A 14217-nucleotide genomic window follows, 5' to 3' on the forward strand; every position below is an offset into this window, starting at 1 on the left:
AAAGGAGGCTTTATGACTGACCATCGTATCAAAACCTTAGACAGTGCTGTTCTCATTCTAGATAGTTTGGCAGAGCAGGCTCCACTTGGTGTCTCTGAAATTGCGAGACAGACCGGTCTTTCTAAAACGACTGTTTTTCGACTACTCAAGGCTCTTGAATATCATCATTTTGTCATTCAATTGGACCAAGAAGAATATGCGTTAGGCTACGGTACCTTAAAATATCAACCTCCAATAATTCATAATCGTCAGTTGATTGACCTAGTCAAGCCGCACATGAGACGATTTACTGAAAAGACTGGGGAAACCATCAATCTTGCAGTTCACTATGACCAAACTGTTTATATTATTCATACGGAAATCGGGGAACAGTACCTCTTACAATTTTCTCTGACTCCTTCTGCGAAGCTTTATTGTTCTTCTATCGGAAAAATATTCCTCAGTCAGATGAGTGACAACGAACTAAGAGACTATTACTCTCAAGAACTAACAGCAAGGACACATCATTCTATTACCAACTATGAAGACTTTCAAGCTGAAAAGACCAGTATCTTAACAACTGGCATTGCCTATGATCGGGAAGAATATGAGTACGGCCTAACCTGCCTTGCGACAGGCTTATTCCAAAATGGCAAAGTCATTGCCGCAATTGGTTGCTCTGGTCCAAGCAGTCGCCTAGCCTTCAAAGGCTTTGACTACCTCGAAGAACAACTCACAGAAACCGCCACTGCCATCAATCAATTATTGTCGTAAACGAAAGAACCAGCGCCCGATTGGGTGCTGGTTTCCTTGATTATAACAGCTTCACTCTTCAATCCGAGTGATAAGTGCCACATCCTTGATTGGGTTGTCTAGCTGTTTACCCCCATTCTCTTTCAACACAGCCTTGACTCGCCAATCGTATGATCGTTTCTGATATAAAAATCCTCGTGCTCGTTTTTCATTCATAAACAACAGGATACCGATACAGTTACAACTCTGCCCTTAGCAAGCTATCATTTCACTAACCCTGTTTTTGAGGAAACAAGGGAATGACATTCTCAAACTTAGAGATACTCTCTCGGTAAGGATCAAAAAATTGGTCATCAAATCCAAATAGTTGGCTGATGTACTTAGTCGAAACCTTAGAGTATCTTGTTAAATCAGCTAAAGTCAGTAAATGATGAGATAAGATAACATCTAGAATACTTCTAATTTTACTTGGATGCCTGAGAGGAATATCTAGATCCAAAGGTTCGACCACTTTATAGTCTTTTTTGGAAATTTGTCTATAGAAATATGCATTTTGCTGAGGTGTCAGCAATCCTAATTTATAAGCTCTATATTCTAAAGCTTGAATCGATACATTATATTTTTGCTTCAATAAAACATACTGATCAGGATTACTGGTCCGTGTTCCAACCAAGGCCTGAAAATCATGCAGGAATGGTTTTTCTGGCAACAGGAAATAGGAAGCAAATTGATTGGCTTCTCTTTCTTTTTCATCTAATTTAGTTGTCGAAAGCTCCTCAAAATCAACTCTTTGATGCAATAGCAAATGCCCTAACTCATGTGCCAAATCAAAATTTCTACGCACGGACGATTTTCCTACTCCTAGTATAATAAAGGGGCGCCCCTTCTTTGACCAGGCACTGTAGGCATCTGCTTGCCCATTAATTAATCTTTCTGAAATATAGATCCCTGATTTTTCTAAGCGATAGAGAAGATTACTGTTATCAGGAGTGATTTCTAATACATCACGAGCAATCATCGCAATCTCATGAATTGCCACACCATCTTGAAAAAGCTGATTGGTCTGATGGCACAATTCATAAATCGTTTGATGAGGAATCTCTACAAACTGTTCGAGATAATCAATCATCTGATTTAATTTTTCAAGGTAAATACTCTGGATACGAATCGCCTTTTTTGTTTCCAAATCAGCATTTCGAAAAGCAATTTGACTCAAATCAAATTGAGGTAGCTGCTCTTCTTCGTTAAAATAATCAATTGATATATGGAAAAGATGCGATAAAGTCATCAGGTGCTTCATTTTCGGCGACGTTTGATTGTTTTCAAACTGCCAGATTGCCTGCTCGCTCACCTGCAATTTTTCTGCCAATTCAGAGCGACTCAGTCCATTTAATAAGCGCATCTCCTCCAAAATATGACCATTAAACATGGAACATCCCTTTCTAATGCAACTATCCTTGTTTCTGAATAGCTACGCGTGGTACAATACCAAACTCCTCAATGTCCTTGATGTCAGACAAATCAGTCAAACCTTGATACTTGTCATCATTGAAATCAACTGGACTTGAAGCGATGTATTCAGATAGATCTTGTAATAGTAACAACTTTCCTTGACGCGCATCAGGCATAACCACTTGAATGAGCTCTAGTTGAATATTACCTAGTTTTACCCCACTAAAATTCACTTAAATCTCAAACTGTTATTCAATATTTATATCTACCAACTCAAACAAATGAATAAAAGGAACTTTAAGTGAAATTTCAAAATGGATTTTCTGTTCACAAAAAATATTTCCTTCAAATTAGATATTGATACACTTCATCCTTAAAATCAATCAATTTTTTTCTATATGCATCCAATTCATCTTCATAAATAATTACCCCAGGATGAGATTCAGACCTAATAAAGAAACAATTCTTACCTGGTCTTGAATCAAATGCCTCTTTTACATGGGCTAAGGCATTTCTTAATTTTCGTTGTTCTTCCCATCTCTCTTTGGTTTCTTCTGGTATGTCATACATTTTACAAAAAGTATCAATTTTTTGCTCGTAATTTCCGTAAATACTTTTATTATCAAGCTTTTGTTCGATTTCAGCATGCTCACTCATATACATTCCTCGAAGCGCATTCAATTCATCCCACCTCGATAGACCAATATCTATACATTCTTTAAATTTATTTTCGATATCATCTATAGTATAATTGTCGTCTGCAGCAATTGAAATAAAAGAAAAATTTGTGAATAAATTTATATTTTTTTCAAATTTCAATTTTTCAATGACCTTCTCTGAAATTGTGCTATATTCATTCCTAGAATACAACACAAAAAAACGTCTATAATTTTCTGACTTTCGAACATCAACCAAATAGTCCAGACCTTTTTCAGCTTCGATTCCACCACCTAAATCAAAATCTGAAATAAAAAAATCATATCTCTGTTCTCCACCTCTAAATAATAACTTTTTCCTTGCTTCAGCGATATCACTCACCACATTAATATTAGGAGAATAGCCTTTTTCTATAATACGCTCCTTAACAGCTTTAACTCTACTTTCATGAGGACGTTTATTGGAGCCGGTTATTTTATCTTCTAACCAAATAATATTAACTTTGCTTCTCACTGTTAACCTCTTTCATATTAATACTAAAACTCACAAACTCTCCATCGTCATCTACCCGAATAGCCCATCCGTAGTCATCACAAATTTCCTTTACTATAAACAATCCTACACCTGTTCCATATTCTTTCGACGACACACCTAGATCAAAAATTTTTTCAACTGGGGCATTTTTTTTTGAAATTGGAGAGGTATCTGAAGAAATATAAAGCGTATTATTTAGTTCCTCAAATCCAACTGCAATTTGATTTGCACCATTATCCGCTGCATTTGTAATAAGATTATCTAATAGTACCGCAAATTCAAAAACATCTACCTCTATTCCAAACTCATCACCACTTATTTCAGTAATTATTTTGTCTCTATGAGGACTCACTTTTAGATAGCTTTTAACATATGTTTTCATATCAATGACTTGCTTGCCAATTAAATCATAAGAACCCAATTTTAAAAACTGACGTTTGATGGTGCTCAATCTATCAGCACTTCTTTTAAAGTCAATAACATATTCACTGATTCTTTCGTATTCATTAGTCCTATGAAAATCTTTTGACAAATCGCTGATCGTATACATTAAACTGTCACTAACTGTATTCAATTCATGCACAAATAATTCTTGCTTCTCCGGGTCTTTTTCCTCTAATAGTACTTTTTGAATAGCATTTGTACTTTCAAGTTGATTGTTTTCAATTTTCAAGTCTTTATTTTCTCGAGTAAGATCTGCAACTTGTCTGATAGCCTCCCTTTTTTCCTGTGCCTCTCTTTCTCTTTCTCGTCTTTCCCTCCTTCTCTCTGCGCGTTCTACTTCTAAACGGCGTTCCTCTTCTTCGCTATCCTCTATTCTAATCACTGTAGATATTGCATTCCTATCATTAATAAGTTTATTAACAATGGGGTTCAAAATATCTTTCAATAATTTAACACGGTCATCCTCTTTTGGAAATCCTTCACGTGATGGTGTTGATATATCCTCTAATTCATTATTATCTAAAATATCAAATGTAATTTCTCCTTCAATATAAGGTCTCATGGCCGAATTATTTCCTAAATATTCATAAAAATTATCTACAGCTAATTTATCACGTACATACAAGCGAATAGCACTTGGATTATATACATCATTCTTTAGAAATTTGTTATCATTTTTCCGAGCTTCTTGAGTGTCAATTGTAGTATGTACACCTATCCAACCAGTTAATTCATAATCAAATTCTTTTTTTTCACCATTTTGAGTAATAAATTCTTTCTTACCTTTTATTTGTGGAAATTCAGTTGCCTCATGTATTTTGACATCTCTTTTTCTATCCCTAAACTCTTTATATCTACTATTCTGTATATAAACTTCACTTGATAAATTTTTAACTATATCGTCAACATTATTTGCAAAGAAAGAATAAAAATTTTTAAACGCTATATTTTTTTCAACTGGCTCATATTTAACTTCCTTACTCTTATCATCAGTAAAAGCAACCTCTATTGTTGCACCTAAATTTTCTAGAATATAGAATTTTGCTAAAGAATGTTTTAAAGATTTTAACCTAGTCTCTGCAAAACCAGACATATTAACATCAACCAACTTTAATAGAGTACCAGAGTCATATTTATCCCATATTTTTTTATTCTCTATATTTACTTCATTAATATCCACACTAATTAATTCGGGAATATCATTTTCTGAAGCATTAGTAGAATCTAGGACCCAGGCTGTAGAAATCCCATTTTTTTTTGTAACTATATAATATTTTTTTGTTAAATATAGAGTAGCTAGTTTACCAATTCCTTTTCTTCCCTTAGTTTTTTCAGATAATTCACTTTCTGAAAGACGCTTATTTCGACCTATCATTGCATATTTCTTAGATAAATCATCAATTGACATACCACTACCGTTATCTATAATTTCAAGAATAGATTTTTGTTTATTTTCTCCATTGATATATAATTTTACATTATTTGCACCTGCATCTAAACCGTTAGCAACCAATTCTGAAATAGCACCCCATCTATTGGTATATAATTGTTTTCCAAGAAGATTTAATGCATAGTATGAAAAGTTAAATTGAATTTTACCATTTTCTATCATAAATTTGCCTCTTATAAATTATTTTCTTCAAAAAACATACTTATTCTATCTGCCAAATGAATACTAAGAATAGGAGGCACGGCATTTCCAATTTGTGTATTTACTGCCTCAAACCCACCAATAAAAATATAATCATCAGGAAAAGATTGAATTCTCGCACCTTCTCTTGCAGTGAGAGCTCGATTTTGACTAGGATGGATACATCTCAATGATGATGGAGTAGATAGATTATTAGTTATTGTTGTTGAGGGTCTATCCCACCACAATCTTCCGTATGTATTACTATACCCAGAAGTAAGAAACAGCTCATTAGGTAATTTTCCCTCTTCAACCATTCTATTAATGTCATCCTTCCCTTGTCCTTCTTCCAATGCTTCCATAATTTTAATCATTCTATCACCATGTCGCCTACTAGAGTGATTTTTTAAATCTACTGCATTATTTCTCATTAACTGTTGATAAGTGCTTTGTGGCTCCTCTTGATAATCAGATTTTGTCTCATTATTTCCTAGAGGAGGTAAATCACTTATTGCTTCTCTTAATGTTACTGGATTTTCAGTAATTAGTCCATTAGGGAATTGCCAATCTACATTGAGTTGCAAATCATTTCTCACACCAATAATAAAAACACGTTCTCTATTTTGAGGAACTCCAAAATCTTTTGCATTTAATACCTGAATATGTAGATTATAGCCATTCGCATCATTAAAATCAGAAAGATCTCGAAAACTCTCCTGCACATCATCTAAAACAGGATTTTTATCATCATTCTTCATTGTTAAGAGTCCTAATACATTTTCGAATACAAACATTTTAGGTTGTAAAATCGATAACAGCCTTCTGTATTCCTTATACATCTTTGCCCTATTATCATATTGGCGTTTTCCAACAGTACTAAAAGATTGACACGGTGGGCCTCCTATAACTAGATCAACATCATTTATATCAAATCCTAGATTGACCAAATAATCAACATCAAGTTTAGCAATATCTCCTTCTATCATGGGAACATTGGGATAATTTTGTCTAAATGCTTCAGCAGCATTCTTATCAAACTCATTCGCAAAGTTAATTGTAAAATCATCTCTATCAACAAAAGTATTATTAACTATTCTTTTTTGAAAACCAAATGTCAATCCTCCTGCACCAGAGAATAAATCAACAACATTAACCATAAATTATCCTTATCGTTTTATAATTTGAATATCAAATTAAATATATTTTCGAAAATATACAACAATTCTATTTTATCATTATACCATAAAACCCAGTCTTTTAGGCTGGGCTTTATGCATTTATTTCACCAACTTCTCCATCTCTGCAATGCGTTCTTTGGTCGCATCGTATTTGGTTTGGTAATCAAGCTGTTTAGCGCGTTCTTTTTCGACAACTTCTGGTTTGGCGTTGGCAACGAATTTTTCGTTGGCGAGTTTTTTGCCAACCATGTCGAGTTCTTTTTGCCATTTGGCAAGTTCTTTTTCAAGGCGAGCCAATTCTTCGTCAACATTAAGCAAATCTGCAAGAGGCAGATAGATTTCAGCTCCTGTGATGACGCTTGACATGGCAAGTTCTGGTGCGGTTAGGCTTGCGTCAATTTCTAAATGCTCAGGATTTGTAAAGCGTTTGATGTAGTTGACATTTGCCTTGAAGAAATCTTCTAACTGGCTATCAGTTGGCTTAATTAAGAGCGTGATGGGCTTACTTGGAGCAACGTTGACTTCGCTACGCGCATTTCGAACGGCACGAATCACATCTTTCAACGCTTCTACGCCATTTGCCGCTGCATGATTTTCAAACTCAGGACGAACCACTGGATAGCTTGCAGTCACAATGCTTCCTTCTGAGATTTGACCAAAGATTTCCTCCGTCACAAATGGCATGATTGGGTGGAGCAAGCGCAAGATTTGATCCAAGGTATAGAGCAGAACAGAGCGGGTCATGACTTTTTCTGCCTCATTGTCGCTATAAAGCACTTCCTTGGTCAACTCGACATACCAGTCCGCAAATTCATCCCAGATAAAGTTATAGAGGATGTGCCCAGCAACACCGAACTCAAATTTGTCAAAGTTTTCAGTGACTTTAGCAATGGTTTCATTGAGGTTATGGAGAATCCAGCGGTCTGTCACGTTTCCAGCCTCGCTTGCAGCTACTTTTGAGACATTTTCACGCGCCTCATCAAGATTCAAGCCCTCATTATTCATGAGAATGTAGCGGGAGATATTCCAGATTTTATTGATGAAGTTCCAGCTGGCATCCATTTTCTCATAGCTAAAGCGGACATCTTGCCCTGGGGCAGAGCCGTTAGACAAGAACCAACGGAGACTGTCTGCCCCGTACTGGTCAATCACATCCATAGGGTCAATCCCATTTCCAAGAGATTTGGACATTTTCCGACCTTGCTCGTCGCGAATCAAACCATGAATCAAGACATTTTTAAATGGACGATGGTCTGTAAATTCAAGGGATTGGAAAATCATCCGTGACACCCAGAAGAAAATGATGTCGTATCCTGTGACGAGGGTTGAGGTTGGGAAGTAGCGTTTGAAGTCTGCGTTGTCCTCATCTGGCCACCCCATCGTTGAAAACGGCCAAAGGGCAGAGCTGAACCAAGTATCAAGTACATCTTCATCCTGAGTCCATCCGTCACCTGCTGGTGCTTCTTCCCCAACATAGATGTCACCTTCTGCATTGTACCAAGCTGGGATTTGGTGACCCCACCAAAGCTGACGTGAAATCACCCAGTCATGGACATTTTCCATCCATTGAAGGAAGGTGTCATTGAAACGTGGTGGGTAGAATTCAACCTTGTCATCGGTTTCTTGGTTACAAATAGCATTTTTCGCCAATTCATCCATTTTAACAAACCACTGAGTAGACAAACGTGGTTCAACAACAGCACCGCTACGCTCAGAGTGTCCGACAGAATGCACCCGTTTTTCGATTTCTACAAGGGCACCAAGCTCTTCTAACTTAGCTACGACTGCCTTACGAGCTTCAAAACGATCCATGCCTGCAAATTCACCTGCCAAGTCGTTCATGGTTCCATCATCGTTCATGACGTTGACTTGTGGGAGGTTGTGGCGTTGTCCTACGAGGAAGTCATTTGGATCGTGGGCAGGTGTGATTTTTACGACCCCTGTTCCAAATTCTGGATCCGCATGTTCATCGGCTACGATTGGAATGGCTTTATTGACAATTGGCAAGATAACGTTTTGCCCAATCAAGTCCTTGTAGCGTGGATCTTCTGGGTTAACTGCGACCGCAACGTCTCCAAACATGGTCTCAGGACGTGTTGTTGCAACTTGAAGCGCACGAGAGCCGTCCTCAAGCATATAGTTCATGTGGTAGAAAGCACCCTCGACATCTTTGTGAATCACCTCGATATCAGAAAGCGCGGTGCGGGCTGCTGGATCCCAGTTGATGATAAATTCCCCGCGGTAAATCCAGCCTTTTTTATACAAGTCAACAAAGACCTTACGAACAGCCTTTGACAAGCCCTCATCAAGGGTGAATCGCTCACGCGAGTAGTCAAGCGATAGGCCCATTTTGCCCCACTGTTCCTTAATGGTCGCAGCATACTCGTCTTTCCATTCCCAGACTTTCTCTAAGAATTTCTCACGACCGAGGTCATAGCGGGTAATGCCTTGCTCGCGCAAGCGCTCCTCGACCTTGGCTTGAGTGGCAATCCCTGCATGGTCCATTCCTGGCAACCACAAGGTGTCAAAGCCCTGCATGCGTTTTTGACGAATAATAATATCCTGCAAAGTCGTGTCCCAAGCATGGCCAAGATGGAGTTTACCAGTCACGTTTGGCGGTGGAATCACGATGGAGTAGGGCTTAGCCTTCTCATCTTCAGATGGCTTAAAGACATCTGCCTCCAGCCATTTAGCATAACGTCCAGCCTCAACCTCGGCTGGATTGTATTTTGGTGATAGTTCTTTTGACATATCTTGTCCTTTCTATATTGTTTCAATATCCTTTAACTTTTGTAAAATAAGCTGTGCTGATTCATAAGCTGACAAATTTGTATTATTGATTTTATAATAATGCTTCAGAAATTCTGGTGACGATTCTGGATTAAATTGTGCGAAATCCATCGTCGATAAAATATCCTGTTCAGACCATTCAACATCGCGTTTCAAAGGCTTACACTGCATACGATGCTCTGTGCGATTTCGTCGAAGCCTCTCTTCTATGTCTGTCTCCAGTTCAACAAACAAAACCTCTCTTTTATAAGAGTGAAAAACATCTTGAATTTGCTTTAAGAAATCAAGGTCATGCGAATCATTAAAATTGATAACAACTGTAAAAATGAGAGAGTGACTATTTTTAGCAAAGACTTCAAAAAAGTCCATTCTAATTTTTTGAATCAATTCAGTAGCTGCTGAACCATATTCCATAAAGCGCATCACAAAATCAATACTATCATGGTTATGAAATAACGTCATCTTTGTCAATTTTTCAATTTCTTGACCAATTGTCATTTTACCTGACGCTTGGGCACCAATTATAACCAAATTCATGTTCTTACCTCCCACACTACCTCAATTTTCAGCCTATCTGGGTCTTCAAAAAAGACAGCATAATGGTCTGGTCCTCCAGCATGTGGGTAGTTTTCTTCATAGAGTAGAGTTACACCCTCCGAGCGTAAGCGTTCGTGTAGGGAATCAACTTTTTCCTTGGTTAGAAGCACAAATGCAAGATGATTAAGTCCCGTTCGCTTCCTGTGATAACTTGGCTCTCTGTAATCTTCCTCGGTCTGGACAAAGACGAGGTAGGTATCCCGATAGCGATAGCTAAAACCCTCTTCCCACTCTTGATCCAGTTCATAGCCCAAGTCTGCAAAAAGCTTATCATAAAAGGCACGGCTAATTGCGAGATTGGCCACATTGATTTCGATATGATGAAGCATGCTATCTCCCACCTTTCTTAACTAGCTGGCACATGCCGATTCGCCTCCCACTCTTTCCTCAACAATCCGTAAACCAACTCATCACAACGATTACCTTCCACATCCTTTCGGTCACGAATCGTCGCTTCCAAGGTGAAACCGAGTTTTTCAGCAACACGTTTGCTCTGCTGGTTCGAGCTGTAACAACGGATTTCGACCTTGTGGAGATGAAGAAGAGTAAAAGCGACTTCAATCAGCGCAGCAACTGCTTCTGGCACATAGCCCTTACCCCAAAAGTCTGGGTGAAGCAAATAGCCAATCTCAAAGACATCATCCGCACGGCGGTGGTTAAAATCACAAGAGCCAATGATACGATCACTCCCTTTGACGGTAATCCCGTAGCCAGACGGCAGGTCTTTTTCTGCTAGATTCTTGAAATACTTCTTTTCAAGATAATCCCGTTCCTCCTCAAGCGTCGCTACCGGCGGAAATCCAGCAGGATGACATACTTCAGGCCGGATTTCATAAGCAAACAGATCCTCTACGTCCGCAAGCGTTCGCTGGCGCAGAATCAAACGCTTGGTTTCCACTTTTGGCAAGGATTTTCCGTCATAAGATTCTAGGATATTAATCATCATCTGCCTCTCTTTCTTTCATCACGATACAAAAAATCGTCCCTGCCGTATGACAGGGACGAAAGTTCATTTCCGCGGTACCACCCAGATTCGGGACATGCCCGCTCTTATTCTTATTTCTATTCTCAATCCTCAGCAACAAATACTGACATCTGTGCGGATTTCTCAACACCACCGCTTTCTGTAACAGACAAACTCATTATCCCTCTGATTGGCTTTATTGTAGCAGATTTTCCTAGAAATTGCAACTGCTTATGTTGTGAAAATAGCCTTCTCATCTGTCTCACTCGTTTTTCCCTTGCCAATCTCTGACCTGCTCCGTATGGTCTTTTACCCATTTCTGAGCAGCCTTCTTAGCATCCATTCCTTGGTTGATGTCAAGCATGACACTTTCCATATCTTCCTGCGACCAGGTAAAACGATCCAAGACTGCTACAGCTTCTGTCAGGTCCTTATCCAAGTCTTTTCGAGTCAGGGTATGAATTTCTTCTTCCTGTCCCATACTACCTTTGGGATCTTCTAAGTATTTCAGGTCATATTTTGAAAACATCCAGTGCGGAGACCAGCCTGTCAGAACAATCTCTTCCTTGTTCTTGATGGCACGCTCTAATTCTGTTGTCATCGCTCCTGTTGAGGCAGAAATCAATTCCCAATCTGATAAATTACTATACGTTTTCACCGTTTCTTCTGCCGAGGTCATAATCCCTGCACCGGGCTCGATTCCGGTAATTTTTTTACCAGCTTGAGCATTCAAATCTGCGATGGAAGCAACGGACATATAGCTTGGTACAACCAAACCAGTCTTGACACCTGTCATATTAGGACCAAGATCGGTCAGTTTGTCCTTGTATTGTTCGTACAAGGCTCCGTGAGTCGTCGGTAACCAGGCAGATGTTGAAGCATCTACTTCCCCATTTGCAATCGATTGCCATAAGACCGCATTGTCAAGTGGGGTTAACGCGACCTTGTAGCCCATATCCTCTAAAACAGCGGCTACCACATGGGTGGATGCAATCTCAGAATCCCACTGGACATAACCAAGCGTAATCGTTTCTTTCTTTTCAGTTGAAAATGAGGTCACTACACGCGCGCCAATCAAGAGAACAAGCCCTGCTAAAGCGGCAAGCCAAGCTAAACGCTTGCGTTTTTTCTCTTTGGCTGTTGTAGGAGCCTTACGAGAAACAGGTTGATTGAGGGCTTGGGTCATACGATCCATCATCATAGCGAGAATGACTAGCGAAAGACCAGCGACAAATCCTGTACCAATATCTGCATGTTGGAGAGCTGATAAGACATCTCGACCAAGGCCTGGCGCTCCAATCATAGAGGCTGTTACCACCATCGACAAGGCTAGCATAATGGTTTGGTTAATCCCTGTAAAAATAGTCGGTTTAGCGAGAGGTAACTCGACCTTCATTAATTTTTGGCGGGCTGTTCCTCCAAAAGAATCCGATGCCTCAATCAACTCACTTGGAATTTGGCGAATCCCGTGATGGGTCATCCGAACGGTTGGCGGTAGGGCAAAGATGACGGAAGCAAGGACCCCCGGTACCATCCCAATACCAAAGAACGCCACCGCTGGGATGAGATAGACAAAAGATGGCATGGTCTGCATGAAATCCAAAATCGGACCGGTCACAGTGGCAACCTTCTTGCTTTTTGCCATCCAAATCCCTAGCGGTACCCCAATCACAATTGAAATCAAGCTAGAGACAATGACGAGGGTAATAGTACTCATCAGGTGTTCCCACAACCCCTGGTTCCAGATAAAGAGCAAACCGAGGGCAGTTAGAACAGGCAACTGCCATTTTTTCTGGCTAGCTAGATAGGCTACAAATGTCAAAAGGGCGATGAGAATGACAGGATGAATAAACAAGAGAGTATCTGTCACTCCTCCCATCAGATCATTGCCGACATGCTGAATCAGGCTAAAAAAGCCTGAAAATGTTTGCGTTAACCAGTCTGTAAAGGACTGAATCCATTCTGCAACTGGTAATTGATACTTATAATTCACATGAATCTCCTTTCCACTCTACTTACTTGAAGCAAGTGCCTCAATGACACGACCACGGATAATCACTCCGACCAAGCGTTCCTGATCATCTACCACCGCAAGCGGGGTAGGTGAATCGTGAATCAAGTCAAAAATATCCGTAATCAAGGTATCTGGATGCACCCTTTTTACATTCTGATCAAGGACACTTGATAAGTTCAGTCCAGCTTGTCTCGCATCACGCGCAGCTTCTGCCGTGATAGCTCCTTTCAAGCGTCTACGTTTATCAACCGCTAAGAGCATGGATGTTTCTTCTTTTCGCATGCGGTTAAGCGCTACATTTGGACCGTCAATTTCAATATTCGTTGTAAAAGGGGTGGTCATAATATTTTGAGCTGTCAAGACTTTTGATCGGTCTACATCTTCTACGAATTCTCGGACAAAATCATTGGCTGGCTGGGTCAAAATTTCTTCCCCTGTTCCAATCTGCATAATCTTACCGTCTGCCATAATGGCAATCCGGTCACCGATACGGAGAGCCTCGTTCAAATCATGGGTGATAAAAATAATGGTCCGTTCTTGCTCAGATTGCAAGTCCAATAATTCATCTTGCATTTCCCGACGAATCAAGGGGTCAAGAGCTGAAAATGCCTCGTCCATCAGCAGAATATCGGGGTTATTTGCCAGCGCCCTAGCCAGTCCAACCCGCTGTTGCATCCCTCCTGATAACTGCTCAGGATATTGGTGTCTAAAATCATATAAAGAGGAATTTTTCAAGGCCTGTTCAGCCAAAGCCACCCGTTCTTCCTTAGGAACTCCTCTAACTTCTAGACCAAATTCTGTATTTTCTAAAATCGTGCGATGGGGAAAGAGTCCAAAGTTCTGAAAGACCATGTTGATTTTTTCCCGACGGATCTGACGAAGAGACTCTTCATCCATCACTGAGATATTGTTACCATCAATCAAAATTTCTCCTGATGTCGGCTCAATCAAGCGATTCAACATCCGGACTAAGGTTGACTTCCCAGAACCTGACAAGCCCATGATGACAAAAATCTCCCCTGCATTGACTGAAAAATTGGCATCATAGACACCGACAGTTGCGCCGGTCTCTTTCAAAATCTCCTGCTTTGATTGACCAGCCTTGACCATCTCCAAAGCTTGTTTCTGCCGCTTTCCAAATAGTTTTGTCAAGTGTCTGACTTCTAACTTTTTATTCATTAATACTCCTCCTTTTCTGGAACAACATGTGACAACCTTAACAAAA

The 14217-nt window shown here is 39.6% G+C and carries 13 protein-coding genes; 1 reads left to right on the forward strand and 12 read right to left on the reverse strand.

Annotated features, from left to right (window positions below; genetic code table 11):
* The first annotated feature begins 12 nt into the window (after positions 1–12).
* Positions 13–753, forward strand: coding sequence for an IclR family transcriptional regulator (locus CHF41_RS09605; protein ID WP_119877069.1), 741 nt, complete (start codon positions 13–15; stop codon positions 751–753).
* A gap of 51 nt (positions 754–804) precedes the next feature.
* Here CHF41_RS09605 and CHF41_RS10115 read toward each other — a convergent pair whose 3' ends face one another.
* The 12 genes from CHF41_RS10115 to CHF41_RS09660 all read right to left on the reverse strand — a co-directional run bounded on the left by CHF41_RS10115 (position 805) and on the right by CHF41_RS09660 (position 14171).
* A complete protein-coding gene (locus CHF41_RS10115) occupies positions 805–948 on the reverse strand; it encodes a hypothetical protein (protein WP_162911947.1) in 144 nt (47 codons plus the stop codon).
* Positions 949–1003: 55 nt separating this feature from the next.
* The gene (locus CHF41_RS09610; protein WP_119877070.1) at positions 1004–2161 is read right to left on the reverse strand and encodes a spr1629 family repressor/antitoxin; all 1158 of its coding nucleotides are present in this window, start codon (positions 2159–2161) and stop codon (positions 1004–1006) included.
* A gap of 22 nt (positions 2162–2183) precedes the next feature.
* A complete protein-coding gene (locus CHF41_RS09615; protein WP_119877071.1) occupies positions 2184–2417 on the reverse strand; it encodes a hypothetical protein in 234 nt (77 codons plus the stop codon).
* A gap of 112 nt (positions 2418–2529) precedes the next feature.
* Positions 2530–3354, reverse strand: a complete 825-nt coding sequence (locus CHF41_RS09620) for a hypothetical protein (RefSeq protein WP_119877072.1) — start codon at positions 3352–3354, stop codon at positions 2530–2532.
* On the reverse strand, positions 3338–5431 hold the full coding sequence (locus CHF41_RS09625) for a sensor histidine kinase (protein ID WP_119877073.1): 2094 nt from the start codon (positions 5429–5431) through the stop codon (positions 3338–3340). Before CHF41_RS09625 ends, CHF41_RS09620 begins: the two co-directional genes overlap by 17 nt.
* A gap of 11 nt (positions 5432–5442) precedes the next feature.
* Positions 5443–6606 (reverse strand): DNA cytosine methyltransferase, encoded by a 1164-nt coding sequence (locus CHF41_RS09630; RefSeq protein ID WP_119877074.1) that lies wholly within the window; start codon positions 6604–6606, stop codon positions 5443–5445.
* A 120-nt stretch (positions 6607–6726) separates the two neighbouring features.
* Positions 6727–9378, reverse strand: a complete 2652-nt coding sequence (locus CHF41_RS09635) for a valine--tRNA ligase (protein ID WP_119877075.1) — start codon at positions 9376–9378, stop codon at positions 6727–6729.
* A 12-nt stretch (positions 9379–9390) separates the two neighbouring features.
* Positions 9391–9954 carry a shikimate kinase gene (locus CHF41_RS09640; protein ID WP_119877076.1) on the reverse strand — a complete coding sequence of 188 codons (564 nt, stop codon included), beginning with the start codon at positions 9952–9954 and terminating at the stop codon, positions 9391–9393.
* Positions 9951–10343 (reverse strand): VOC family protein, encoded by a 393-nt coding sequence (locus tag CHF41_RS09645; RefSeq protein ID WP_119877077.1) that lies wholly within the window; start codon positions 10341–10343, stop codon positions 9951–9953. The genes CHF41_RS09640 and CHF41_RS09645 overlap by 4 nt, the downstream gene beginning before the upstream one ends.
* Before the next feature lie 17 nt (positions 10344–10360).
* The gene (locus CHF41_RS09650) at positions 10361–10954 is read right to left on the reverse strand and encodes a GNAT family N-acetyltransferase (RefSeq protein WP_119877183.1); all 594 of its coding nucleotides are present in this window, start codon (positions 10952–10954) and stop codon (positions 10361–10363) included.
* A gap of 286 nt (positions 10955–11240) precedes the next feature.
* Entirely contained in the window at positions 11241–12971 is a 1731-nt protein-coding gene (locus CHF41_RS09655) for an ABC transporter permease/substrate binding protein (RefSeq protein WP_119877078.1), read from the reverse strand.
* Between the two features lie 18 nt (positions 12972–12989).
* Positions 12990–14171 (reverse strand): quaternary amine ABC transporter ATP-binding protein, encoded by a 1182-nt coding sequence (locus CHF41_RS09660; protein WP_119877079.1) that lies wholly within the window; start codon positions 14169–14171, stop codon positions 12990–12992.
* Positions 14172–14217: the final 46 nt, after the last annotated feature.

The sequence above is a fragment of the Streptococcus respiraculi genome (genome assembly GCF_003595525.1).
Taxonomy (GTDB): domain Bacteria; phylum Bacillota; class Bacilli; order Lactobacillales; family Streptococcaceae; genus Streptococcus; species Streptococcus respiraculi.